This is a genomic window from Halarcobacter bivalviorum, from assembly GCF_003346815.1.
GTDB lineage: Bacteria > Campylobacterota > Campylobacteria > Campylobacterales > Arcobacteraceae > Halarcobacter > Halarcobacter bivalviorum.
This window is the reverse complement of sequence record NZ_CP031217.1, coordinates 1,058,413-1,083,281: the sequence shown is the minus strand read 5'-3', so window position 1 is coordinate 1,083,281 and position 24,869 is coordinate 1,058,413. Positions and strand designations below refer to the sequence as shown.

At 28.0% G+C, this 24,869-nt stretch carries 21 protein-coding genes and 1 tRNA gene; 8 read left to right on the top strand and 14 right to left on the bottom strand.

Annotation, left to right across the window (positions count from 1 at the left end; genetic code table 11):
* Window positions 1-7: 7 nt before the first annotated feature.
* The 3 genes from ABIV_RS05505 to ABIV_RS05495 form a co-directional block, all read right to left on the bottom strand.
* Window positions 8-232 (bottom strand): formate dehydrogenase, encoded by a 225-nt coding sequence (locus ABIV_RS05505; RefSeq protein ID WP_114838905.1) that lies wholly within the window; start codon window positions 230-232, stop codon window positions 8-10.
* An 81-nt stretch (window positions 233-313) separates the two neighbouring features.
* Window positions 314-922, bottom strand: coding sequence for a TorD/DmsD family molecular chaperone (locus tag ABIV_RS05500; RefSeq protein ID WP_114838904.1), 609 nt, complete (start codon window positions 920-922; stop codon window positions 314-316).
* Window positions 915-2,585, bottom strand: coding sequence for a 4Fe-4S dicluster domain-containing protein (locus ABIV_RS05495; RefSeq protein WP_114838903.1), 1,671 nt, complete (start codon window positions 2,583-2,585; stop codon window positions 915-917). Before ABIV_RS05495 ends, ABIV_RS05500 begins: the two co-directional genes overlap by 8 nt.
* Before the next feature lie 166 nt (window positions 2,586-2,751).
* On the opposite strand from ABIV_RS05495, the gene ABIV_RS05490 reads away from it, so the two are divergent.
* Genes ABIV_RS05490 through ABIV_RS05475 form a run of 4 tightly spaced genes read left to right on the top strand, consistent with a single transcriptional unit; the run spans window position 2,752 to window position 6,651 of the window.
* The gene (locus ABIV_RS05490) at window positions 2,752-3,897 is read left to right on the top strand and encodes an ABC transporter substrate-binding protein (protein ID WP_114838902.1); all 1,146 of its coding nucleotides are present in this window, start codon (window positions 2,752-2,754) and stop codon (window positions 3,895-3,897) included.
* On the top strand, window positions 3,890-5,482 hold the full coding sequence (locus tag ABIV_RS05485) for a sensor histidine kinase (protein WP_228254339.1): 1,593 nt from the start codon (window positions 3,890-3,892) through the stop codon (window positions 5,480-5,482). Before ABIV_RS05490 ends, ABIV_RS05485 begins: the two co-directional genes overlap by 8 nt.
* Entirely contained in the window at window positions 5,482-6,147 is a 666-nt protein-coding gene (locus ABIV_RS05480) for a response regulator (protein ID WP_114838901.1), read from the top strand. Before ABIV_RS05485 ends, ABIV_RS05480 begins: the two co-directional genes overlap by 1 nt.
* 9 nt (window positions 6,148-6,156) lie before the next feature.
* Window positions 6,157-6,651 (top strand): Panacea domain-containing protein, encoded by a 495-nt coding sequence (locus tag ABIV_RS05475; RefSeq protein ID WP_114838900.1) that lies wholly within the window; start codon window positions 6,157-6,159, stop codon window positions 6,649-6,651.
* 15 nt (window positions 6,652-6,666) lie between these two features.
* Here the strand turns inward: ABIV_RS05475 and ABIV_RS05470 are convergent, their stop codons facing one another.
* The 3 genes from ABIV_RS05470 to ABIV_RS05460 are packed head-to-tail and all read right to left on the bottom strand — an operon-like array spanning window position 6,667 to window position 9,641.
* A complete protein-coding gene (locus tag ABIV_RS05470; RefSeq protein WP_114838899.1) occupies window positions 6,667-8,148 on the bottom strand; it encodes a PhnE/PtxC family ABC transporter permease in 1,482 nt (493 codons plus the stop codon).
* On the bottom strand, window positions 8,135-8,794 hold the full coding sequence (locus ABIV_RS05465) for an ATP-binding cassette domain-containing protein (RefSeq protein ID WP_129088490.1): 660 nt from the start codon (window positions 8,792-8,794) through the stop codon (window positions 8,135-8,137). Before ABIV_RS05465 ends, ABIV_RS05470 begins: the two co-directional genes overlap by 14 nt.
* A 1-nt stretch (window position 8,795) precedes the next feature.
* A complete protein-coding gene (locus ABIV_RS05460) occupies window positions 8,796-9,641 on the bottom strand; it encodes a putative selenate ABC transporter substrate-binding protein (RefSeq protein ID WP_114838897.1) in 846 nt (281 codons plus the stop codon).
* 309 nt (window positions 9,642-9,950) lie between these two features.
* Between ABIV_RS05460 and selD the strand changes: the two genes are divergently transcribed.
* Entirely contained in the window at window positions 9,951-10,985 is a 1,035-nt protein-coding gene (selD, locus tag ABIV_RS05455; RefSeq protein ID WP_205526960.1) for a selenide, water dikinase SelD, read from the top strand.
* Window positions 10,986-10,989: 4 nt separating this feature from the next.
* On the opposite strand, the gene ABIV_RS13600 is transcribed toward selD, so the two are convergent.
* Window positions 10,990-11,088, bottom strand: a tRNA-Sec gene (locus tag ABIV_RS13600).
* Window positions 11,089-11,147: 59 nt separating this feature from the next.
* On the opposite strand from ABIV_RS13600, the gene selA reads away from it, so the two are divergent.
* The 3 genes from selA to ABIV_RS05440 all read left to right on the top strand — a co-directional run bounded on the left by selA (window position 11,148) and on the right by ABIV_RS05440 (window position 16,883).
* Window positions 11,148-12,497 carry an L-seryl-tRNA(Sec) selenium transferase gene (gene selA, locus ABIV_RS05450; RefSeq protein WP_114838895.1) on the top strand — a complete coding sequence of 450 codons (1,350 nt, stop codon included), beginning with the start codon at window positions 11,148-11,150 and terminating at the stop codon, window positions 12,495-12,497.
* Complete coding sequence (gene selB, locus ABIV_RS05445; protein ID WP_114838894.1) at window positions 12,490-14,331, top strand: selenocysteine-specific translation elongation factor; 1,842 nt, start codon at window positions 12,490-12,492, stop codon at window positions 14,329-14,331. The genes selA and selB overlap by 8 nt, the downstream gene beginning before the upstream one ends.
* Window positions 14,332-14,426: 95 nt before the next feature.
* Window positions 14,427-16,883 (top strand): methyl-accepting chemotaxis protein, encoded by a 2,457-nt coding sequence (locus ABIV_RS05440; RefSeq protein ID WP_228254338.1) that lies wholly within the window; start codon window positions 14,427-14,429, stop codon window positions 16,881-16,883.
* A gap of 25 nt (window positions 16,884-16,908) precedes the next feature.
* Here the strand turns inward: ABIV_RS05440 and ABIV_RS05435 are convergent, their stop codons facing one another.
* From ABIV_RS05435 to aroB, 7 genes are all read right to left on the bottom strand, one after another.
* A complete protein-coding gene (locus ABIV_RS05435) occupies window positions 16,909-18,243 on the bottom strand; it encodes an SLC13 family permease (RefSeq protein ID WP_114838893.1) in 1,335 nt (444 codons plus the stop codon).
* 84 nt (window positions 18,244-18,327) lie between these two features.
* The gene (gene mog / locus ABIV_RS05430; protein WP_114838892.1) at window positions 18,328-18,867 is read right to left on the bottom strand and encodes a molybdopterin adenylyltransferase; all 540 of its coding nucleotides are present in this window, start codon (window positions 18,865-18,867) and stop codon (window positions 18,328-18,330) included.
* Complete coding sequence (gene bioV / locus ABIV_RS05425) at window positions 18,864-19,379, bottom strand: pimelyl-ACP methyl ester esterase BioV (protein WP_114838891.1); 516 nt, start codon at window positions 19,377-19,379, stop codon at window positions 18,864-18,866. Before bioV ends, mog begins: the two co-directional genes overlap by 4 nt.
* Window positions 19,369-20,886, bottom strand: coding sequence for an AAA family ATPase (locus tag ABIV_RS05420; protein ID WP_228254337.1), 1,518 nt, complete (start codon window positions 20,884-20,886; stop codon window positions 19,369-19,371). The genes bioV and ABIV_RS05420 overlap by 11 nt, the downstream gene beginning before the upstream one ends.
* Window positions 20,840-22,105 carry a tRNA (N(6)-L-threonylcarbamoyladenosine(37)-C(2))-methylthiotransferase MtaB gene (gene mtaB, locus ABIV_RS05415; protein WP_114838889.1) on the bottom strand — a complete coding sequence of 422 codons (1,266 nt, stop codon included), beginning with the start codon at window positions 22,103-22,105 and terminating at the stop codon, window positions 20,840-20,842. Before mtaB ends, ABIV_RS05420 begins: the two co-directional genes overlap by 47 nt.
* 2 nt (window positions 22,106-22,107) lie before the next feature.
* Window positions 22,108-23,766 (bottom strand): mechanosensitive ion channel domain-containing protein, encoded by a 1,659-nt coding sequence (locus ABIV_RS05410; protein WP_114838888.1) that lies wholly within the window; start codon window positions 23,764-23,766, stop codon window positions 22,108-22,110.
* Window positions 23,763-24,803, bottom strand: coding sequence for a 3-dehydroquinate synthase (gene aroB / locus ABIV_RS05405; protein WP_114838887.1), 1,041 nt, complete (start codon window positions 24,801-24,803; stop codon window positions 23,763-23,765). Before aroB ends, ABIV_RS05410 begins: the two co-directional genes overlap by 4 nt.
* Window positions 24,804-24,869 lie beyond the last annotated feature (66 nt).

Genomic DNA, 24,869 nt, shown 5'->3' with positions numbered 1-24,869 from the left:
ATGTAATCTATTTTGCAGCGCTATAAAATTCGCTCCAAGCCGCAGTCTTTTTATAAAGAATCTCTTTTTTGTTAGAAGTTCCCGTTACAACACCGTTACCAACGTTGCTTCCAGCTCCTCTATCTTTACTTTCAGAAGTCGCAGCAGTTGCTACAACAGAACCAGCTAAAACAGTAGCTGCAATCCCTGCTCTTTTAATAAAGCCTCTTCTTTGAGTTAACTCATCAGCCATATTAAACTCCTTATTTTGTTAGTGGGTGAAAAACCCTCTAAAGACTCTTTAAGTCCTTAGAGGGAGTTTCACTCCCATAGCCTAAGCTACTTTTTCAAGCTCTAAATATGATCTTTCAAAATTAAAGAAAATATTTAATAAAGAACCAACATGAGAATAAACATCAGAACCACTTGATACAAGTTGAAATGAGAATTTCTCAACAAATGGATTTATTACCTCTTTAAATAACTCTTTTTGAAGGTTTTCTTTTATCTCTCCTTCAACTTGTTGCTCAATTAAATAAGCACAAAGAGTAAAGATAAAACCAAAATTATCTTCAGGAGCTGTAAAAGCTTTTTCATCTCTTCTAATTTTTGTTTTACCTAAAATATCTCTAACTTTTAAAAGCATTAATCCAGCTTCTCTTTCATCATAATGCCATGAAGCACTAAGAGAAACAGATGTTCCAAATGGAACTAAAAATAGTTCTTGGTATTGCACATAAAACTCATCTTTTTTATATGATTCTATAAGAGCAATAATATTATTAACTGAATCTGCAAAATCACTGTCAAAAGGATTTTCTGATAATATTTTTAAACTTTCTAAAATTTGTTCTTGATTACTTTTTACTTCATCTTCTAAAAAAAGCATTGCTAAAACATTATAAATAAACATTCTAGCTTTATCAATTTCTTTACTATGCATCTAATAATCCTTGTTTAATCATTAATTTTGCTTTACAATCTTCACAGCAATATAGAGTTCTTTGTTTTGTAGGGTTTGAAGCAAAGATTGGTCCCATCATATTAGCTATCTTTTCAACTGCTTTTGTAGTAGCAAACTCTTTACCACACTCAACACAGGCAAAAAGAGTATCTTTTGCTAAGATTTCTTCTTTAAACCAAGTAGGTTTTAATTCAATTACATCTCTTTCGATTGTTAAACAATCTGCTTCTGGACATGAAGCTTCACAATATCCACAAGCTGTACAGATTGAAGCATTTAATCTTAATGTATTATCTTCAGCATTTGCTGTTAAAGCAGAAACATTACATGCTCCAACACAAGATAAACATAAAGTACAAGTAGCTTCATTTACTTTTACTTTTCCATAATGAACAAATTCACCAGTTTTAACTGTTCCAAAATCATTATCACCAACAAGTTTCTCTAATCTACTAGAAAAAATCTCTCTTTTTCTTTGTCCTTGTTGGTTATAGTTTACATATGAGTTCTCTACAAAAGATACCTCTTCTAATCTTAGCTTTAATTCCTCTTCATCTTTTGCAATTAAAATTGCATCTTTTTGGAATTTAGCTTGATAAATATCATTTATTATTTGAATAGAGTTTGTAACTGAATCTGAAAAATCACTGTTGTAAATTACAACTTGAGAACCTGACATTTGAACAATTGTAAGTAATGAGCTTTCATCTAAGAATAGTGAAGTATCTAAAACAAAAGGAAGAACTTTTTCTTTAGTTGAAACATTAAGGTTTTTAATATCCATTTTTGAAGGAATAATTAAAGGGTGTATATCTTTATAAAAATCACTTGTATAATATATTGATTCTTTCCCTTGAGGTGTATATTCTAAAGAACCCGAAGGACATACAGAGAAACACTCTCCACAATTTGTACAATCTACATGAGAGAACTCTAAATGTTTTGAAGAGTCAATTTTAGTAATTGCATTTGTAGGACACACAGCCTCACATCTTCCACAAACTTCTTCTCTTCTTTCATGGTATTGACAAATAGAAGAATCATAAGCAATAACTTTTCTATATTCATAATTAGTTATATTTATTCTAACTTGTGCTAAAACATCATTTAATTCTATTTCAGTTGGATCAAAAATTCCAGAGAATTTACAGGCAATATCTTTTTTGTTATACCAAATAATTTGGCTAACATTTAATTGAACATCTTCTTCGCCATCTTCAATAGTAACTGTTAAGTTTCCAATTTTTCCTTCTAAATCTTTAATAATATCTGCTGTGATATGAAAAAGATCAAATTCATCTGGAACCATTGCTTTTAAAACTTCACTTTTTTGTTCATTTTCACAAACTAATAAAACGCTATTTGAAATCTCTTCTTTAAAAAACATATCTTTTGCATTATCAAATTTTGTTGCATTGATTTCATAAAGTTTTTCTACATTTTTAATTTTATCAGCTAAAGAGTCTTGGCTATTTTTAATATAAAAGTCGATTTCATCAGCAATTAACTCTGCATTTGCAGCTTTTGCATTTGAAACAATATATTCATTGTGTGGGATATCTGTAAGTGTTTGAGTTACAAAAATAGTTTCAGGTAATGGAAAATCTATTCCATCTTTGTTATAATATATAAATTCCTGCATAACCTATGCCTTTTGGTAAAAAATATTTTACTTTATTTTATAAGGTATAAACTTAATTGAAACTTAAAAAGTTAAATTTTGTTTACCACTTGTTAGGAATCTGTTACTTTTTGGTAAAAAAAGTTTAACTTTTATTTTCTAAACTTAAATTATTATAGGATTTTAATTGATAAAATATATTTTAATCTTTATTTTAGTCTTTTTTTTAAGCTATGTAAAGTTAAATCAAAATAATTTTAATGAAGATACTTTGTATCTTGGAACATCTCTACCTAAAACAGGTATTATGAAAGCTATGGGGCATAATGTCTATGTGGGAGCAAATGCATATTTTTCTTATGCAAATGAGGTTGGGTTACTTCCTGATGGAAAAAACATTAAGCTTCTTTGGTATGATGATAAATATGAGCCAGAACTTACAAAAGAGAATTTAATAAAACTTGTAGAACAAAATAGATTGTTTGCTCTTTTTGGTTTAGTTGGTACACCTACTGTTAAAAATATTCTACCTGAACTAACAAAATTAGAGATTCCTTTTATTGCTCCTTTTACAGGTGCTTCATTTTTAAGAAATGAAAAACTCTCTACTTTTATTAACTTTAGAAGTTCATATCAAGAAGAGATAGATAAACTTGTAAACTATTTGAATGAAAAAAAAGGAATTAAAAAATTTGCAGTTTTTTATCAAAATGACACTTTTGGAGAAGAAGGTTATGTCTCTTTAATCAAATCTCTTAGAAAAAAGAATTTATCTATTCAAGGGGAAGGAATGTATAAAAGAAATACACTTTCTATAAGACATGCTTTTTTAGAGATAAAATCACATAATCCTGAAGCTATTATTATGATTGGTGCATACGAAGCAAATACTCATTTTATAAAAAAAGCAAAAGAAGACCCTAATTTCAAAGATGTGATTTTTTGTAATATCTCTTTTGGAGATGCAAATGAGATGGTAAATGAGTTAGGAGAGGATACTTCAAATATTATTTTCTCTCAAGTTGTACCTGCATATTATGATAATACCATTAGAATAGTTGCAGAATATAGAAATATTATGAAAAAATATTTTCCAAATGAGCCTTTAGGTTTTATCTCTTTAGAATCTTTTCTTGCAGCAAAAACAACAGTTGAAGCAATTAGAAAAATAGAGGGAAATATTACTCAAGAAAAATTCCTTGAAGCTATTAAAAATCTTCCAAGTGATATTTTACAAGGAATAAAAATAGAGTATAAAAATAAACAACTTTTAAATAGAGTATATTTATATGAATATGAAAATAAAAATTTTAAAGAGATAGAATATGATTAAGAAAATTTGGTCTTATTTTGAAGAGTTGCCTTTCTCTTATAAAACTTCTATTTTAATTTTTATTATTACAGGAGGAATGGTTTCTATAATTATTCTTTCTCAAATTTCAATTTATACTTTAAAAAATGACTTTGATATTCTTTTTGAGAAAAGAACTAAACCTATTATCAAATTAGAAAAGATAAAAGATACATACAAAATTAATATTTATGATACTCTTTATGATATACAAAAAAACAATATCACGATAAAACAATCAAAAGAGATAATCTTTTTAGGTCAACAGCTAATCAATAAAAACTGGAATAGTTATCTAAAAACTTCAAAAGATGCAAATTTTGAAAAGTCATATGTAACAAGAAAGATAAATGAACTATTTGGAGTAACTTATCACTCTACAAGTCAAATTTTACAAGAGAGCATTATCTCAAATATTGATAATAAAATTTTAGAGCTTCATAGAAAGATACAAAGAGCTGTAAAACTTCTTGAAGATGGAAAAGTAGAAGAGACTTCTTCTTTGATAAATGAAATCTATTTTGAAATCAACTCTATAAATATTTATATTACAAATCTTTCAAACTATGACTTAAATCTAGCAATTAGTGAAAGAAGAGAGACATTAAAAACTTTTAGTACCTTAACTACAATTTTAAATATCTCAATTGTTTTTGTATTTTTATTTTCTATTATTTTATCAATTCTATTAATCAATAACTTTAGAAAACTTCACTTTAGACTAGAAGATGCTGTTGATGAAAAAACAAAAGAGTTACAAGAGCTTAATGATTATCTTGAAATTAAGATTCAAAAAGAAGTTGCAAACTCAAGAAAAAAAGATTTAATTATGTTCCAGCAATCTAAACTTGCCTCTTTAGGAGAAATGCTAGGAAATATAGCTCATCAATGGAGACAACCTCTTGGTTCTCTTATGATGATTATTCAATCTTTTCAAACTAAAATGGAACTTGGTAAACTCTCATTTGAGTTTGTAGAACAAAAAACAAATGATGCTATTTTATTAGCTGAAAATATGTCAAATACTTTAGAAGATTTTCAAAACTTTTTTAGCCCAAATAAAGATAAATCTAATTTTGGTGTAAAAGATTGTGTTAAACACTCTATTGAACTTTCAAAATATATTTTGGAAAAAGAGAGTATAAATCTTAGACTTATTGTTGAAAAAGATTTACAAATTTATGGTTTTTATAATGAGTTATCTCATGTAATTTTAAATATAATCTCAAACTCAAAAGATGCTTTAAAAAATAAAGAAAAAGAGAGATTTATTAAAATTGTAATAAAAGAGCATAATAACAATGCTAGAATCAATATTTATGATAATGGAGGAGGAATTGATGAAACAATTCTTCCTCAAATTTTTGAGCCTTATTATACTACTAAATATAAAAGTGCTGGAACTGGTATTGGACTTTATATGTCAAAGCAAATTATTGAAAGACATATGAATGGAAATATAAAGTGTAAGAATGTTTTTAATAAAATAGATGGTTACAATTTAGAACATGGGGCACTATTTATTATAGATATACCTTTAGATAAAAATATAGAAGGAATAGACTAATGTCAGAAAGAAATCTAAACATTTTAAATAGATTTAATATTCTTTATTTAGAAGATGATAAATCATTATTAACACACACTAAAGATATTTTAGATGATTTTGTTGCAAAGGTGTATGCTGTAAATACTTCAAAGGAAGCTTTAGAGATATTAAAAACTAAAAAAGTTGATGTTATTATTTCAGATATTTTACTTGAAAATGAAAATGGAATTGACTTTTTAAGAAACCTAAAAGATAGTGAACATTTAAATATTCCAGCTATTTTAACAACTGCACATACAGATACAAAATATCTTTTAGATGCTATTAAATTAAAAGTAGAAAATTATATTGTAAAACCTATTAATATAAAAGAGTTACTTAATACTTTACATGATGTTTTATTTCCTATTATTCAATCAGAACAAATAGAAAAAAACTCAAATATTATTAAAACCATCTCAGCTATTACAGATAGTAAACAAGTTGAAGTTGTAAAATATATTATTGGAAATTTAGATGATGAGAACCTTCTTCACGCTTCTTATAGTGAGATTATGAGTGAAATCTCTATTTCTAAACCGACATTGATTAAACTTTTTAAAGATTTAGCTTCTAAAGAGATACTTGTAAAAGTTGCACACAAAACTTATAGATTTAATGAAAAAGCATTAGACTTAATTTAAAGGAAGAAATTGAAAATTGATATAACAAAGATTGCAAATGCTATTTTGCTTATGCTTGAAAATGATGTAAAACATTTAAGTGATAGAAAAGTAGCTATTTTACTTTTTTTATGTGATTATTTATACCAAGAGAAAACTGGTGAAAAAATATTTAATGAGACTTATATAAAAAATAAAAGAAATCCTGAGCCAGTAGTTTTAAGTGAGATTTTTGACATAATTGCAAATGGTGTAGATTTAGATGAAGAGGATGAAAGATTATATATTATTCAAGAACTACTTGATTATTTAGATATTGAAATTCTTACAAAAGATAGTTTTATAGAGTTAAATTTTTTAAAAATGGAAGAGGAATTTGATAAATCTTTTTTCTCTAAAGATGAATTAAAAATCTTAAAAGAAGTGATTGAAAAATATAAAGAAGATACTCCAAGAAAAGTTGCAAATGCAACATTTAAAATAGAGAAAGTTAGAGATACTAACTTAGATGAAATAATTATTTAAAATAGAAGTTTTCTTCTATTTTAAATCACAGCCACAAGAGGTAATACTCTTTTCAACTTTTAAATACTCCCTACTCTTTTTAGAGATTAAATCAATAAAGATATTTAATAAAGCAGTTACTACTAGAAGTAACATCATCTTATCAAGTCTAAAATCAGCAATAGCAGAATCTATATAAAATCCTAAAGTAGCAACTCCAAGGATTCCTAAAATAGCTGATTCTCTCATAATTATTTCCCATCTATAAAATAAAAAAGCTAAGAATTGAGAATAAATACGTGGTAATACCTCATATAAATAAAGTTCATTTCTCTTTTTTGTTACATCTAATCTAAACTCTAATTCATCTGTTTGTTGCCCCATTAAAAATCCAATAATAGCTCCATTGTGAAGCATTAGAGCAAGTGCTGCTGGAAGCATAGATGGTCCAAAAATTTGTAAAAATAAATAGGCTAAGATATATTCAGGAGTAGACCTAAGAACTACTAAGAAAATATGAGAAAGAGTTCTAAAAAACTTATTAGTAAATTTTTTTGAAACAAGAGGAAAAGTAATTAAAGCTAAGATAGCTGTTAATACAAGTGAGATTTGAGTTAACAAAATAGTATTAAAAACCCCTACTAAAATCTCATCTCTAAAAATAGCTTCAAACCAAGATACAACTTCTGAAAAAGGTTTATCGGTTTTGATAGGATGAGGAATTATATCACTAGTAATAAATCTAATAAAATTATCCATATTTACATTACCAAAATCATCTAAGTAAAAAAATGAAGCCAAAATTGCAGGTATTACTGTATATTTATTTATCCACCATCTAATCGTTGCAATGATGATATAAAACATAATCAATAATAACCAAACCTCATTATAATAACCTTGCATAAAAGATGAAGATAGATAATAACCTAAAGTAGTAATCCCTACAAATCCTAAGATTGCAGTTGACCTTAAAGCACACTCAAATCTATAAAAAGTATAAGCAACTAAATGAGGTAAAGCATCTGGGATTTTTGTATAAAGATAATAAGAGGCTTTTGCTTTTCCTTTTAACTCTTTTGGAAAAGTATCATGCTCTTGCAATATCTCTGCATAAACCTTTGCTAAAATAGCACTATAAGGAATTATAATTGCTAAAAGAGCTGTTAAAGTATTTAATCCAAAGATTTGTAAAAAAATCAAAGCCCAAAAAAGTTCATGTATTGCTCTTGTGAAAGCTAAGGTAGTTCGTACAAAAAAGTTTTCAAAAACTAAAGCTAAAATAAAACCTAAAATTGAAGAGATAAGCATAGCAACAATAGCAATAGAAACTGTTGTAAAAAGTGCTGGAATTAACTTAGGTGTTTGAGAAATATCTATTTGAAAAAGGGCTAAAGAAAAGTTTTTTAACTCCATAAAAGGGTCAATCGTTGAGATAGAAAAATCTGCAAAAATAAATGAAACAAGTGCAACAGCTATAAAAATAACTGAAACATTTAAGCTCTTACTTTGTAGCATAATATAATCTGTTTCTATCTTCGCTTGTAAGGGCAGATGAAGCTTTATCTACTAAAACCTCTCCATCTTTTAAACCTATTACTCTATCAAAGTTTTCTATTGCTAAATCTACATTGTGCATTGTACATACAACTGTTTCAAAAGAGCTATTTAACTTTTCAATCACTCTTTTTGACAAAAATTCATCTAAAGCTGAAACTGGTTCATCAGCTAACAAAATCTCATTTTGTCCATACATAGCTCTTGCAATTGCAACTCTTTGTCTTTGACCACCAGAAAGATTTAGAGATTTTGTAAAAAGCTTATCTTCAAGTAATAACTCTTTTAGAATATTAGAAATTCCACTTACTTGCGTTTTACATGGATAAATAAAATTTCTAATATTATAAAAAAATGAATTTGTATCAAGTTTTGAAATATATACATTGTGAAAAACTGATAGATTATTTACTAAGCCTAACTCTTGAGGAATATAAGAAGAAGAGTCTTTTTGTAACTCAAACATTCTTTTTAAAAGTGTTGATTTTCCACTTCCACTTTTACCCAAAAGAGCTACTTTTTCGCCCTTTTGAATATTTAGTGTTAAAGAGTCAATAGCCTTAAAACTATCATAGTATATTGATTCATTAACAAGATTAAATGCCATTTTAGTCAATAATCCCTATTTTTCTTCCAGTCTCTAATACTGGTTCAAAATCTTTATTTGAAGCTTTGATAAATCCACTTCTAGGGAAAGCATTTAAGATTTTTTCATCTTTAATAGCAATTAATGCTTCTTGTAATTTTTTAGTAAAACCTTCACCATAAGTTGCGTCTAAATCACCTCTTGCAGTGAATTGATAATCAGGATAACCAGGAGTTTGATAAATAATTTTTACTTTTGAAGTATCAATTTTACCCTCTTTTAATTCTCTATGCCAAACTTTATAGTTAACAGCACCAACTTCATAAGCTCCACTTTGAACTAATGCAATTGTTTTAGAGTGATTTCCAGAGAATCCAACTTTTGAGAAAATATCTTCAGGTGCTTTATTAAATGCTTGTCTAATAAAATATTCTGGCATTAATCTTCCAGAAGTAGAACCTTTTGAACCAAAAGTAAAAGTTTTACCTTCAATTGCTGCAGGAACATTTTCAGATTTTTCTAAACCAGTTGAAGTATTTGCAATTAAAAATGAGTGGAAGTTTGGATCTTCAACACCTTGTGCAATTGCAACTGCATTAGGAACAATTAATCTTGCTCTAACACCAGATAATCCACCAAACCAAGCTAATTGAACTTGATTATTTCTAAAAGCTGCAATTGATGCAGAATATGATTTAACAGGGATAAATTTAGCATTTACACCTAACTCTTTTGACAGATAGTCAGCTAATAAAGAGAATCTCTCTTTTAATTTAGTTTCGTCTTGATCAGGAATTGCAGTAAATGCAAAATCTTTCGCAAAAAGTGAGCTTACACATAATAGTGCAATAAACAGTAGTTTCTTCATTTGTACTCCAAAATTTTTATTGTTTTGAAGCATATGTAGTCATAAATTAATTTGCATGCATTTTTTAATTTTAATGTCCAACCTAAACCTTAGGTTATGCTTTTTATTCTTGTAACTATAATAAAGAGTAAATAAATATCAACTTAAATAGTAAAAAAAATTTTACCTTACTTAAACTATCTTTAAATAATATGTTTGTAAAATCTCTATAATTAACCTATGGAATAGGTATACATAAATATTATCTTTACTCTGCTTTAGACACTTCTATTTATTATACCTTTTCCATAAATCAAATTAGGATTTTTTATGAATGAAGAATATAAATTAACTAAATTCGTTCAAGCTGCTGGTTGAGCTGCAAAAATGGGTCCGGGTGACCTTAAACAAACTATTTGCAGTTTAGTACCGTGTGATGACAAAGTACTTGTTGGATTTGAAAATAACGATGATGCTTCAGTATATAAACTAAATGATGAAGAGGCTTTAGTACAAACTTTAGATTTTATTACTCCAGTTGTTGATGACCCGTATGTATATGGGAAAATAGCTGCTGCAAACTCTTTATCAGATGCTTTTGCAATGGGAGCAGATGTAAAAACAGCTTTAAATATTGTTGGCTTCGATAGAAAAAACCATGGAATTGAAGTATTAAGAGAGATACTTAGAGGTGGTAATGAAAAAATCCAAGAGTGTGGTGGATTATTAATGGGTGGACATACAATTGAAGCACCTGAAATGTATTATGGTTTATCTGTTACAGGATTAGTACATCCAGATAAAATATTAAGAAACAATACTGCAAAAATTGGTCATGTTCTTGTACTAACAAAACCAATAGGTATTGGGATTTTAACAACAGCTATTAAAAGAGATTTATTAGGTGAAAGTTCAAAAAGTGAAGCAGTAAGAGTAATGGAAGCATTAAACTATTTACCAGCAAAGCTTTTAAGAGATTATGATGTTAGTGCTTGTACTGATATTACAGGTTTTGGTTTATTAGGTCATGCTTTAGAAGCAGTTGGTCCTTTTAACTCTTTTGCAATTCATTGTGGGATTGTTCCTGTTTTACCAGAAGCTCAAGATTTTGCAGACCAAGGTGTTGTTCCTGGTGGTACAAAAAGAAATATGAAATATCTTGAAGATAAAACAACAATTATGTGTGCTACAGATAAGTGTTATCAACTATATTGTGATGCACAAACTTCTGGTGGTCTATTAATTGCTATGGATAAAGATGATGCAAAAGAGTATATCAAAAGAGTTGAAGATTTAACTTTCGGATATGCAACTATTATGGGAGAAGTAATTCCAAGAGGGGCTACGCCAATAATTATTTATTAAAATTTGGCGAGAAGGTGTAGGAATCGAACCTACCGCGGCGTTTACACAAAAACCGCCGATCAGGGTTGAAGCCTGCGGTGCCCACCAGGGTCACATACCCCCCAAATTTTTGTAGAATGAAATTCTACAATAAAAAGATTAAAAATTTCTAAAAGGGTAAAAATGTCTTTACTAAAATCTATTCCTAAAGTAGATAAATTAGCCTCAAATGAAGCTTTTAAAGATTTATCAAACTCTTTAATAATTTCTATTATAAAAAATAAAATAGAAGAGTTAAGAAGTGATATTTTAGATAAAAAAATTGATTTAATTGATGAAAATGAGCTAATTTCTAAAGTTCTAACTGAATATGAAAACATTATTAAGCCTTCACTTCAAAAAGTTATAAATGCTACTGGTGTAATTGTTCATACAAATTTAGGAAGAAGTCTTATTGATAAAAATGTTTTTGAAAAAGCAAGAGATATTGCAACTTCATACAATAATTTAGAATATGATTTAGAAAAAGGAAAAAGAGGAGAGAGATATTCTCATATTAGTAAAGTTTTTTGTGAACTTCTTGGATGTGAAGATGTTTTAATAGTAAATAACAATGCCAGTGCAGTTTTTTTAATCCTTAATACTTTTGCAAAAGGAAAAGAAGTTGCAGTAAGTAGAGGTGAACTTGTAGAGATTGGTGGAAGCTTTAGAGTTCCAGATGTTATGAGTAATAGTGGAGCTATTTTAAAAGAAATAGGTACAACTAATAAAACACACCTAAGAGATTATGAAAATGCTATAAATGAAAACACTTCAATGCTTATGAAAGTTCATAAGTCAAACTACTCTATTGAAGGTTTTTCACAAGAGGTTTCTTTTAAAGAGATTATTGAAGTAGCACAAAAAAATGAAGTAATAGACTATTATGATATGGGAAGTGGGCATCTAATTGATTTACCCTATGGACTTAAAGAATCTGAGCCTTCTGTATTAGAGTATATGAAACAAAAGCCTAGTTTACTTAGCTTTTCAGGAGACAAACTTTTAGGTTCTGTTCAAGCTGGAATTATAGTTGGAAAGAAAAAATATATTGAACAACTAAAAAAGAATCAACTTTTAAGAATGTTAAGGGTTGATAAACTAACTCTTGCTATTTTAGAAGAGAATGTAAAATCGATTCTTTTAAAAGATTTTGATTCAATTCCTACTTTAAAAATGCTTTTCAAAACAGTTGAAGAATTAACAATAAATGCACAAAAAGTAGAAGAAAAAATCTCTTCTTTTTGTACTTGTAATCTCCTTGAAACAAAAACTGTAATTGGAGGAGGAACAACTCCAAATAAAAAGATTCCTACAATAGCTCTTAGCATAGAGTTTAAAAATTATAAACCAAATAAAATAGAAAAAATATTTAGACAAAACAATATTATTGGAAGAATTGAAAATGAAAAATTCTTATTAGATTTTAGAACAATTTTAGAAGATGATATAAATATTTTAATTGAGAAAATAGGACAGATTATAAATGAATAACTATATTATTGGAACTTGTGGACATATTGACCATGGTAAAACTGCATTAATTCATGCTTTAAATGGTTATGAAGGTGACACAACAAAAGAGGAAAAACAAAGAGGAATCACTATTGATTTAAGTTTTTCAAACTTAAGTAAGGGTGAAAAAAATGTTGCTTTTATTGATGTTCCAGGACATGAAAAATTAGTTAAAAATATGATTGCAGGAGCATTCTCTTTTGATTGTGTGATGATTGTTGTAAGTGCTGTTGAAAAGATTATGCCACAAACAATTGAACACTTAGAAATCTTAAATCTTCTTGGAGTTAAAAATGCTATTTTAACTATTACTAAAAAAGATTTAGTAGAGGAAGAAACACTTAAAAAAAACAAACAAGAAATAGAAGATTTTATTAAAAATGAATATGATTTTAATCTTCTATTTTCAAAAGCAGTCTCTATTTATGATGAGGCTTCAATTAATGAATTAAAAGAGAAACTATTTACTCTAGATGCAAATACAAAAGTGGAAGAAAACTTCTTTAGATATTATATAGATAGAGTTTTCTCTTCTTCTGGAAGTGGTACTATTGTAACAGGAACAGTATTAGGAAAGCCATTACAAAAAGATGATAAAGTTTTTATTTGTGATATTAAAAAAGAAGCAAAAGTAAAAAATCTTCAAGTACATGGAGAAAATAGTGAAATATCAAATATCTCAAATAGAACAGCAATAAATTTAAGTAATGTAAATACAAGTGATTTAAAAAAAGGTTTTTTGATCTCTAAAAAGGGTTATTTAAGAGGTTTTGATAAAATTGATATCTCATTTAGTACTCTTAAAAATAAAAAATTAAAACATAACCAAAAATACTCTATTTTTATTGGTACAAAAAAAGTAGAAGGAAGAGTTTTACTTTATAACTCAACAGAATCTTTAGAACTTGAAAGTGGTTTTGCTCAATTAAGTTTAGATGAACCTATTTTTTCTATCTATAAAGAGAAAATCATTATTAGACAAGCAAATGATACTATTGCAGGGGCAACTGTTTTAAATCCAATTATAGACCCTATGAAAAAGAGTCAGAAAATAAAACTTTTAGAAGCTTTAGAAAAAGAAGAAATAGAAAAAGCCTATAGAATTTTACTTGATGCACATAAAAAAGGTTTAGGTCTTGTTTCATCTGCTCAAAGATTTGCTCTTAGCCATGAAAATGCTCTTGAATATGCAAAAGATTTGTCTGATGTTTTTATTGATGAGGAGTCACTTGTTTTATATCCAATAGAGACAAAACATCTAATCAAAGATACGATTACAAATATTTATAAAAAAAATCAATATGCCCTACTCTCTGTAGCTTCTATTGCACTAAGACTAAAATGGGCTAGTGAGAATTTTATAAAATTAGTAATGGATGAACTTGTAAATGAGAAGTTTTTAGTACAAGAGGGAAAACTGTATAAAAATTCTACAATTAAAGAGGATTTTAAACAAAGTTTAGAGAAAGTAATATTAGAAAGACTAGAAAAAGAAGATATTACACCAACAGCTCCTTATAATATATATGATGATTTAGATATTGATAGAAAAATGGGAGATAATATTTTAAAAGCTCTTTGTGCTAAAAAAAGTGTAATAAGGCTTCAACATAACATTTTTATACATGCTCAAAGTCTTAGTAAAATAGTTAATGAAATGAGAAGAATCATTAAAAATGACGGTTATATCGATATTTCTAATCTAAAAGAAAAATATCCTTTAAGTAGGAAGTATCTAATCAGCTATTTAGATTATTTAGATAATTTCTCTGAAATAAAAAAAGAGGAAAATAAAAGAGTTTTCATTTCTTAATATTTTCTTCATTGTATTATTTCTTGTTACACTTTAACTAATTTGTAATCAAATTATCCTATAATTATTAGTAGACTGGTAATATAGGAGATATTATGTTAAAAAAATTTACCATTAAAGCGAAAATTATCATTTTAATAATTTTCGCACTGAGTTTTCTTACAATTGTTCTAACTTCATTTTCTGTAAAAGAAGTTAAAGAGAGCCTGTTAAATCAAAACTATGCAATGCTTACTGCTGCTAGAGATTCTAAAGCCAATCAGATTGAAACATTTTTCAATGAAAGAATTGGAGATATAAATGTTTTAGCTAAAAGTTATAATATAGTTGAACTAGTTTATGATTTAAAAAATACTTACAGCATGTTAGATATAGATGAGAAAGGGAAATTTCCTGTAGATTCTTCTATTATAAAAGATGCAACACAAAAACATGAAGCTTTTTTACAATACTATTTAAAAGAGTATGGATATTATGATATCTTTTTAATTGATACAGAAACTTCTCATGTAATATATACTGCTGCTAAAGAGTCAGATTATGGTGCAAACCTAAAATATGGTTCTTTAAAGGATAGTGGTTTAGGTCAAGCTTACGCAAAAACTCTAAAAAACAATAGAGCTACTTTTATTGATATGGAACCTTATGCTCCAAGCAATAATGCTCCTGCAATGTTTATAGGTAATCCTATAGTTGATGAAGGAAAAGTTATTGCTATTTTAGTATTTCAAATTAGTGATAGAGCAATCAACAAAATAATGCAGTTTAGAGAAGGATATGGTACTTCTCAAGAGGACTATTTAGTTGGTGAAGATTTATTAATGAGAAGTGATAGTTATTTAAACCCAAAACAATACTCATTAGTTACTTCTTTTTCAAATAATGCAAAAGTAGATACAACTGCTACAAAAAATGCTTTATCAGGAAAAGAGAATACTGAAATTATTATTGATTATAATGGAAATCCTGTATTATCTGCATATTCACAAGTTAATATTGGAGAAGATTTTAAATGGGCCATTCTTTCTGAAATTGATGAAGCAGAAGTTTTAATAACTCCTAATGCAATTAGAAACATTATCATTATAATTTCTCTTGTAGTACTTGCTTTTGTAATCGTAGGAACTATTTTCGTTATTAATAATGTAATTGTTAAAAAACTTAAAGCTTTCCAAGAAGGACTTATTGGTTTCTTTAATTATGTTAATAGAGAAGCAGATAATGTTAAAGAGCTTGAAAATGATAGCTTAGATGAAATTGGTCTTATGTCTAAAGTAGTAAATGAGAATATCATTAAAGCAAAAACAGGGATAGAAGAAGATAGAGCAATTATTGATGAAACAATTAAAGTTCTAGGAGAGTTTGAACAAGGTGATTTAAAACAAAGAATTACTACAAAAGTAAATAATCCTGCTTTAAATGAGTTAAGAGATGTTCTTAATAAAATGGGAGATAATTTAGAGAATAATATTGATAATATCTTAGAAGTATTAGGTCAATTCTCTAATTATAACTATACTTCAAGAGTAAATACAGATGGTATAAAAGAGCATTTAGAAAAATTAAGTTTAGGAGTAAACTCTTTAGGAGACTCTATTACTCAAATGCTTATTGAGAATAAAAGAAATGGTCTTATTGTAGATAACTCTTCGACAATTCTTTTAAGAAATGTTGATATTTTAAATCAAGCTTCAAATGAGGCTGCTGCTTCTTTAGAAGAGACTGCTGCTGCTTTAGAAGAGATTACTGGAAATGTAAAATCTACAAGTCTTAAAGTAACAGAGATGTCTACTTTTGCAACTGAAGTTACAAACTCAGCAAGTGAAGGTCAAGAACTTGCTACTAAAACTACTTCTGCAATGGATGATATTAATGAACAAGTAACAGCGATTAATGAAGCAATTACAGTAATTGACCAAATTGCTTTCCAAACAAATATTCTTTCATTAAATGCAGCTGTTGAAGCAGCTACTGCTGGTGAAGCTGGAAAAGGATTTGCGGTTGTTGCACAAGAAGTTAGAAACCTTGCAAGTAGATCAGCCGAAGCAGCTAAAGAGATTAAAGCTTTAGTTGAAAATGCAAATCTTAAAGCAAATGAAGGTAAAAATATTGCTGATGAGATGATTAAAGGATATGCTAGTTTAAATACTAATATTGATAAAACTATTGAATTAATAGCTGATGTTTCAAATGCTGCAAAAGAGCAAGAGACAGGTATTATCCAAATAAATGATGCTATTAACTCATTAGACCAACAAACACAAAAAAATGCAGCAGTAGCAACAGAAACACAAGAGATTGCAACAAATACTTCTGCTTTAGCTAAAGAGATTGTTTCTGAAGTTGATAAAAAAGAGTTTGATGGTAAAAACAATATTAATATTGCAAGAGAGTCAAATAACTCAAAAGAGACAAAAAATATCTCATCACCAGTAAAACAAGTTGAAGTAAAAAGTAGTAAAGTAGCACCACAACAAGTTCATAAAAAACCTGTAGAAAAAAATGCTACATTTAAAGATTCAAGCCCAGATGATGAATGGGAAACATTTTAAAAAGTAAGACTTTAAAGTCTTACTTTTAAATAACAAACTGCCAATAAATCAATGCAATTAATGTAATTGATAAAATACCTAAAATATTAAATACAAATCCATATTTTGCCATATCTTTAACTTTTACAGCTCCACTACTCATTGCAATAGCATTTGGTGGTGTTGCAATTGGAAGCATAAAGGCATAAGAAGCACAAATTGTAGCCACAAAAAGTATTAACTGAATATCAATTTTTGCTGCTTCTCCAAGTGAATAGATAATTGGTAAAGCAATTGAAATTAAAGCAGTATTTGAAGTAACCTCTGTTGTAAAAGTTACTAAAGCTGCAACTAAAAGAATAAGTAAAAATACAGGTAAAGAAGTTAATGCTAAAAGATAACTTGCTATTTGCTCTGCAAGACCTGTTTCTGAAAAGGCCATTGCAATTGAAAAACCTGCACCAAATAAAAAGATAATCTCATATGGAATCTTTCGTGCATCTTCCCACTCTAAAAAACCAAGTTTAGGAACAAACATTAAAAGACCATAACCTAATAAAATACCCTTTTCATTTATTCCAAGACCAGAATAAAAAGGTTCTATCTTTGAGTTTACAAAAAGAACAATAATAAGTGTAATTAAAATAAGCCCTAATCTTTTTTGTTCACCACTTAAAGATACCGGTTTTCCTATATCTTTATCCAATACAATCTCTTTTGCTCCTAAAGATAAAATAAAAGGAATAAAAATTAACATAACTACTGCAAGTGGTGCTGCTAAGAAAATCCAATTTACAAAAGAGATTGTCTCTATTCCTTTTTGCTCTAAAAAGCCTAATAAAATAAGATTTGGTGGAGTACCAATTGGAGTCACAATTCCTCCAACACTTGCTCCATATGCAATAGCAAGAACAAATCTTAATTTTAAAGATAAATCATTTGTCAAAAACATTGCTATAGGAATAAGTAAAAGTGCCGTAGTTGTATTTGAAATAAGTGAACTTAAAAAAGCTGATGTAATAGCAAGAGAGAAGATAATTCCTCTTGTAGTACTTGGAAAAATACTCAAAAGCTTATTTGCTATATACTTATGTAGTTCAGTTTTTTGAGTTGCAATTGCTATCATAAACCCACCTAAAAATAGGAATATAATAGATTTTGAATAATTTGAAGCAGTTTCATTTGTACTTAAAATATCAAAACTAGGAAAAAGAATGATAGGTAAAAGAGAAACTACACCTAAAGGTAAACCTTCATTTGTCCAAAGGGCAACTAAAAGTACTAAAATCCCAATTAAAAATGAGTGTTGTAAATTAAAAACTGTAGAACTTAAAGCAAAACCAATAATTGCAAAAAGAACAGAAAGTGCTATTTTTTTCATAAAAACTCCCTAAAAATTTTACAATTATACAGTATTGCTCTTAAAATAGTTTTTTATCTTGACTTAAGAACTTAAAAGAAAGACCTATTTTGCCTTTGGTCTAAAAGGTTTAATAACCTCTTCATTACACTCTAAAAATGGTCCTTCCATTAAATCAATACAATAAGGAACTGCAGGAAAAACTGCATCTAAACACTCTCTTATTGATTTTGGTTTTCCAGGAAGATTGATAATAAGTGAACTTCCTCTTAAACCTGCTGTTTGTCTTGAAAGAATTGCAGTTGGTACAAACTTTAAAGACTCTGCTCTCATAAGTTCTCCAAAACCTGGCATCATTCTATCACATACAGCTTCTGTTGCTTCAGGAGTTACATCTCTTTTAGCTGGTCCTGTTCCACCAGTTGTTACTACTAAACAACATTTTTCTGTATCTACAAGCTCTTTTAATGTATTTTCTATTGTTTCTTGGTCATCCTCAATACATCTATATACAGGTTCCCAAGGTGAAGTTAAATAATCATTCATAGTCTCTTCAATTGCACGCCCAGAAATATCTTCATAAATACCTTTACTTGCTCTATCTGAAGTTGTAATAATTCCAATTTTTGCTATTTCTTTACTCATTTTAAAATATGTCCTTTCTCTTTTATATAATATAATGTTGCAAATTTTTCAAAAAAATCTTTCGCACTTGTAGTATCAATGATTTTATCTTTTTGTCCTAAATAAACCTCTATTTTAGTCCCTTTAGCTAAAAGAGTCTCTAAATCTTTTTCATCCCATTTATAAGAAAGAAGTTCATTTAACTCTTCACTTGTTGCTTCTTTATAGTAGTTTTTCATATCAGTTTTAGAAGGGAAAGATACATTTTGCAAAAAAGTATTACTATAAGCTTCTTTATCTTTTTTATAATACATTAATTGTGTTCGTTTAAATTTCTCATCACGAACTTGGAAAAAAGCAGGAGAGAAAAGTTGTAATAAATCAACCCTTGCTTTTGTAGTTAAAGCATACTCAAAAGCTTTTATAGCACCATAAGAGAAGCCTGCAACAGTAAAATCATTTTCGATTAAGTACTCTTCAAAAAGTTCTTTTTCATTTTCTAAAGAGAAACCTGAAAAGTATTTAAATCTCATCTTCTAAAATTACCTCATTTTTTAAAATAAGCTCTTTTAATCTCTGTATTTCATTTACATTTTGAGAAATAATTGACCGTAAAGAGTTAGATACTTCATCAATTATATTTTGAGGTGTAGCTACCATCTTATAATCATCTTTCATCTTTTGAGCAATTTCATATGCCTTTTTTAAATCCTCTGAATTAATTGCATACTTCTCATTTTTGATAACTTCTACTGCAATTGAACCACAAAGATATCTTTTTATATTTTCAATTAACTCATTATATGAAGGATAAATAGAGTCTAAAGTTTGTACTTTTTCATCAAATAAAGCTACCTTTGTTTTAGTGATATAGGCTTTACTTGCTTGATAGATTGCTAGAATTTCTTTTTGCTTTTCATCTAAAAGAAGAGTCTGTTTTTTCCCAAACTCAATTTTAGTTTTTGCAGTATCAATATCTACTTGCTCTACAACTTTTGATTCTCTTTTTATCATATTTAATAAAGCTTCATTTATAAGTGTAGAAAGTGCAGCAGAAGAGAAACCTGAAGTCTCTTGAGCTAGATTATCTAAATTGAATTCATAATGTTTTTTATTTAAATATAGTTCTAAAATCTTTTTTCTATCTTCAATATTAGGTAAGTTTACAAATACTCTTCTATCAAATCTTCCTGCTCTTAAAAGAGCTTCATCTAATACTTCTATCTTATTTGTAGCAGCAATAACAATTACTCCTGAATCTCCTTCAAAACCATCCATTTGTGTTAGAAGTTCATTTAAAGTTGATTCTCTTTCATCATTGTTTTTACCATCTCTTTTTTTACCAATTGCATCTATCTCATCAATAAAAACAATTGAAGGAGCATTTAATTTAGCTTGCATAAAAAGTTCACGAACTTTCTTTGCTCCCATTCCCACATAAATTTGAACAAAACTAGCTCCACTTTGATAAAAAAATGGAACATCAGCTTCTCCAGCTACTGCTCTTGCAATCAGAGTTTTTCCAACGCCTGGAGGTCCTACAAGTAAAACACCCTTTGGAAGTTTAACTCCATGTTTTAAATATTTGCTTGGTTTATTTAAAAAATCAACTATCTCTTCAAGTTCAGCTTTTACCTCTTTAATACCTGCAACATCATTAAAACTTACATTTGAAGTAACTGCTTTAATTGAACTTGCCTCTGGTACTTCATTGTTTGATGAAGTCTGCTTTGCTTGTTCTAACTCAGAAGAGAAACTATTTTCATTCTCTTTTCTATTTTTATTTAAAAACTTTTGGATTTTATCTTGTTTAATTCTTGCAAATACTGCAAAGGCTAATAAAAATAGTAAAAAGATTATTCCAAAATAGTAAGAACCTGATTCTATATGCGCACTACTTTTATATAAAGTATATAAAAAAAGTACAATTAAAACAACGGCAGAAATTGCCATCAACTTAATATTTTTATCTAGTAGATTATTTTTTTTATTATTAGAATTTTGCCACATTTTTATCTTCTTTTGCTTCGTAGTTTTCAATTGTTATCCAATCACCAACTAAATCTGCATTACTTTCAACCTCTATTTGGTTGAAGTGTTGATCAAGCCCATGATATTTTCCATCTTTATATGATTCAATTAAGACATCTAAAGGCTCTTTATTATTTAGTCTAAAGTCTAAATTCTTCTGTTTTATAATTTGAGTTAATTCATTATATCTTTGTTTAGCAATATTACCATGAACTTCCCCACTCATTGTTGCACTTGGTGTTCCATCTCTTTTTGAATAAGTAAAAGCATGTACATGAGTTAAAGGAAATCTATGTAAGTTTTCAACTGCTTCTTTCCATATCTCTTCTGTTTCTCCAGGATGACCTACAATAAAATCTGTTCCTAAAGCATAACCATTATCTTTTAAAAATTCAAAAAGTTCTAAATCTGATAAAACTTTATTTCTTCTATTCATAATTTTTAACATCGTTTTAGAAGTGTGTTGTAAGGCAATATGTAGATGCTTTGCCATAAAAGGTTCATTGATAAGTTCTTTAAATTCATCATCAATTTGAATAGGTTCAATACTTCCCATTCTAATTCTTCTAACACCTTTAATCTGTGCCATTTTTTTAAGAAGTTTTGCTAAAGAAGTGTGTTGTTTTTTTCCATAAGAACCAACATTAGTTCCAGTAAGAATAAACTCTCCAAAACCATTAGAAGCTAGTGTTGAAACTTGTTCTAAAATTTTATCTTCTTTGTAAGACCTAGCATCTCCTCTAACATAAGGAATAATACAATAAGAGCATCTAAAATCACAGCCTTCTTGTATTTTTATAAATGCCCTACTTTTTCCAATAAACTCTTCAACTATAGTATCATCAATATGGTCTAAATCTCCAGCATCAAAGAATCTCTCTTCTTTTTTTAGAAGTTCATTGATATTCTCTTTTTCACTATGCCCAAAAAGTGAATCAATTTTATTGTCTTTAAATAGATTTTCACCCTTTGTCCAAACTCCACAACCTGTAAAAATAACCCTTGGTGGTTTTTCAAACTTGTTTAAAGAGTTTATATAACCTCTTGCTGTTGAGTCTGCACTATTTGTAACTGTACAAGAGTTAATAACTACAATATCTGCTTGCTTTTCATCTTGAGTAATTTCAAAATCTTTTAATCTACTCATCATAACTTGAGTATCAAAAACATTTGTTCTACATCCAAAAGTTTTGAAATATACTTTTTGTTTATTTGTACTAAACTGCATCATTAAATACTCGGTAAATCAATTGGTGGAGTTCTTGTTCCAGTACTTGAATTAACTGTTTGAGTAGGATATGCAATATGAATATCATCCTCTTTCATAAAGGCTTCAAGTATCTCAGGAGACATTGTACTTCTTAAAACTAAAGCTGCATATGAGTTAGTTAAATACCAAGCAGAAATTACAATACCGTAAGATTCAACAAAAGTATAAACTCTAGGTTCAACTCCAGTTGCTCTTAGCTGATATTTACTTCTCATTTTTGATAACTGTTTTCTTGTAATATCAGTATATCCTTTTGAGTAGTGTTTTAAAATCTCTTTTGCAATATGCTGAGCTTTTTTATGGTTTGAATCAAAAGTAATTGTAATATCAATACCATCCCAAACTGTTCTAAGTCCTGAGTGAGTATAGTTTGCAATCATTTCAGAGAAAATATAGTTATTTGGAATAAAGAAAATTCTTCCTGTTCTTCTATTTGTTGTATATGAAGTTAAAGTAATATCTTCTCTAATAGTGATTTTAAATAAAGAGATATCTAATACATCTCCAACCACTTCAAGTCCATTTCTTGTAACTTTAATTCTATCTCCTACATGAATCGAACCAGATGTAACAATTACCATCCATCCAAAAATTGACATAAACCAATCTTTTAAAGCAATAGCAATACCCGCAGATGCAAATCCTAAGATTGTCACTACATAAGATACATTGTCAATATATGAGAATAAAATAACAATCACAACAAAAAATACAACAAAGAAGTTGATTACTTTATTTGTCATATAATAGTTTTCATTTTGTGAGAAATATTTTTTAAGTGCAAGTTTAATTAAAAATGTAATGATAAATAAAGAAACAATAATCATTGCGATATTAAATATCTTTTCTACTTGATTAGAGATTTGTGATTTTGTCTCTAAAATAACTTGCTCAATCTTTCTTGTATAAACCTCTTCTGTTGTAGATACAATTTCAAGTACCATATGGAAATCTTTTTTCTCTTTATCTAAAAAGTTTATTTCCTCTTTATATTCAGGTTTTGGGTCAAGATTATATAACTCAACATAAGCATAAAGCTTTTCATCAAGTAAATTTGTTAATTCAGTGATTCTATCTTCAATTGATAAAAATTGTTTTTTATTATTTTCAAGTTTTTTAATATATGAAAGAGCATTAATAATTCCAAAAGGATTAGAAATAGATTCATAACTCTCTATTTCTGGTGGGTTTATAAGTGCACCAATAGGAGAACCTCTATATTCAGAAATTAATTCAAGCTCATTTTCTTTAATTCTTATTTTGTTGTTTAATTGGTAAAGTCTATCTTCATCTTTAGGATTTACTTTAATTACACTCTCTTTTAAATCATCTAATTCTGTAGAAATTCTTCTATAAGCATCGTAGTTACTATATCTTTTTAATAAAATATTATTTCTTAATTCAGAATCAATAGAGTCAATCTTATTTTTAATCTCAGTAATCTTAGCTCTTTTTTCCTCTTCTAACTTTTGCTTTTGTTTCTCTTCTTCAATCTCTTTTAATCTTTTCTCTTCAATTGCTTCAATATCGGCTAATTTATTTGCAACAGGCTTTTTTTCTTGTGCACAAGCAAAAGATAAAACTAAAGTTACTAATAGTAGTTTTAGTATATTTTTCAATTTGAAAACCCTTTTAATACTTCAATTACATTCTCTTTTGAAATCAAATCTGTGATTTCACAATCCCCTATTCCCTTTGGAACTATAAATTTAATTCTATTATCTAATGATTTTTTATCTAAGAAAAAATGTTCATAAAAATCTTCTACATCTTCTATTTTATAGCTAGTTGGAATATCATATTTTTCTAATAGATGTTTTACTCTTAAAGTTTCACCTTCACTCATATATCCAATTTTCTTAGCTAACTCATTAGCCATAACCATTCCAATACCTACAGCTTCGCCGTGTAAATAAGTATTATAGTTTGTTTCATTTTCAATAACATGCCCAAAAGTGTGTCCATAATTAAGAGCTGCCCTTAAGCCTCTCTCTTTTTCATCTTGAGATACAACCCAAGCTTTAGTCTCTACAGATTTTGCAATTGCAGTTTTTATATTTTTTTCATCATTTAGATTATTTTTCTCCAGCCATTGGAAGAAATCTTTATTAAAAGTTACTGCCATCTTAACAATCTCAGCAATTCCCGCACCAAACTCTCTTTTAGGAAGAGTAGTTAAAAAATGTGGGTCAATATTTACCGCAATTGGTTGATGAAATGCACCAATTAGGTTTTTCCCATATTTATTATTTACTCCTGTTTTACCACCAACACTTGCATCAACTTGTGAAAGAAGAGTTGTTGGAACTTGAATAAAATCAATTCCTCTTTGATAAATTGAAGCAGCAAAACCTGTCATATCACCAATAACTCCACCACCAAAAGCTATAAGAAGTGAGTTTCTATTTAATTTATGTTCAAAGCAGTGTTCTAAAATAGCTTCAATAGTCTCCATATTCTTATACTGTTCTCCATCTGGAACAGTTACAACAGATAACTCTTTTGCTGAAATTTTTTCTTTTAAATAATCTAAATGCAAAGAGCTTACAGTAGGGTTAGTTACAATAACAACTTTTCTGTCAAAATATTGTTTTTTTAAGGTATCAATAGTAATATCATACTTTGTATTATCTGGTAGGGAAATATTTACAATCATTAAAAATCCATAGTTTATAGTTTTTTAAATATATTATCTAAAATTTATTGAAAATGGGTTAAAGAA

Coding starts and splice junctions, on each gene's coding strand:
- ABIV_RS05505 (WP_114838905.1), bottom strand. CDS start 232: ATGGCTGATGAGTTAACTCAAAGAAGAGGCTTTATTAAAAGAGCAGGG.
- ABIV_RS05500 (WP_114838904.1), bottom strand. CDS start 922: ATGCATAGTAAAGAAATTGATAAAGCTAGAATGTTTATTTATAATGTT.
- ABIV_RS05495 (WP_114838903.1), bottom strand. CDS start 2,585: ATGCAGGAATTTATATATTATAACAAAGATGGAATAGATTTTCCATTA.
- ABIV_RS05485 (WP_228254339.1), top strand. CDS start 3,890: ATGATTAAGAAAATTTGGTCTTATTTTGAAGAGTTGCCTTTCTCTTAT.
- ABIV_RS05480 (WP_114838901.1), top strand. CDS start 5,482: ATGTCAGAAAGAAATCTAAACATTTTAAATAGATTTAATATTCTTTAT.
- ABIV_RS05470 (WP_114838899.1), bottom strand. CDS start 8,148: ATGCTACAAAGTAAGAGCTTAAATGTTTCAGTTATTTTTATAGCTGTT.
- ABIV_RS05465 (WP_129088490.1), bottom strand. CDS start 8,794: ATGGCATTTAATCTTGTTAATGAATCAATATACTATGATAGTTTTAAG.
- ABIV_RS05460 (WP_114838897.1), bottom strand. CDS start 9,641: ATGAAGAAACTACTGTTTATTGCACTATTATGTGTAAGCTCACTTTTT.
- selA (WP_114838895.1), top strand. CDS start 11,148: ATGTCTTTACTAAAATCTATTCCTAAAGTAGATAAATTAGCCTCAAAT.
- selB (WP_114838894.1), top strand. CDS start 12,490: ATGAATAACTATATTATTGGAACTTGTGGACATATTGACCATGGTAAA.
- ABIV_RS05440 (WP_228254338.1), top strand. CDS start 14,427: ATGTTAAAAAAATTTACCATTAAAGCGAAAATTATCATTTTAATAATT.
- ABIV_RS05435 (WP_114838893.1), bottom strand. CDS start 18,243: ATGAAAAAAATAGCACTTTCTGTTCTTTTTGCAATTATTGGTTTTGCT.
- mog (WP_114838892.1), bottom strand. CDS start 18,867: ATGAGTAAAGAAATAGCAAAAATTGGAATTATTACAACTTCAGATAGA.
- bioV (WP_114838891.1), bottom strand. CDS start 19,379: ATGAGATTTAAATACTTTTCAGGTTTCTCTTTAGAAAATGAAAAAGAA.
- mtaB (WP_114838889.1), bottom strand. CDS start 22,105: ATGCAGTTTAGTACAAATAAACAAAAAGTATATTTCAAAACTTTTGGA.
- aroB (WP_114838887.1), bottom strand. CDS start 24,803: ATGATTGTAAATATTTCCCTACCAGATAATACAAAGTATGATATTACT.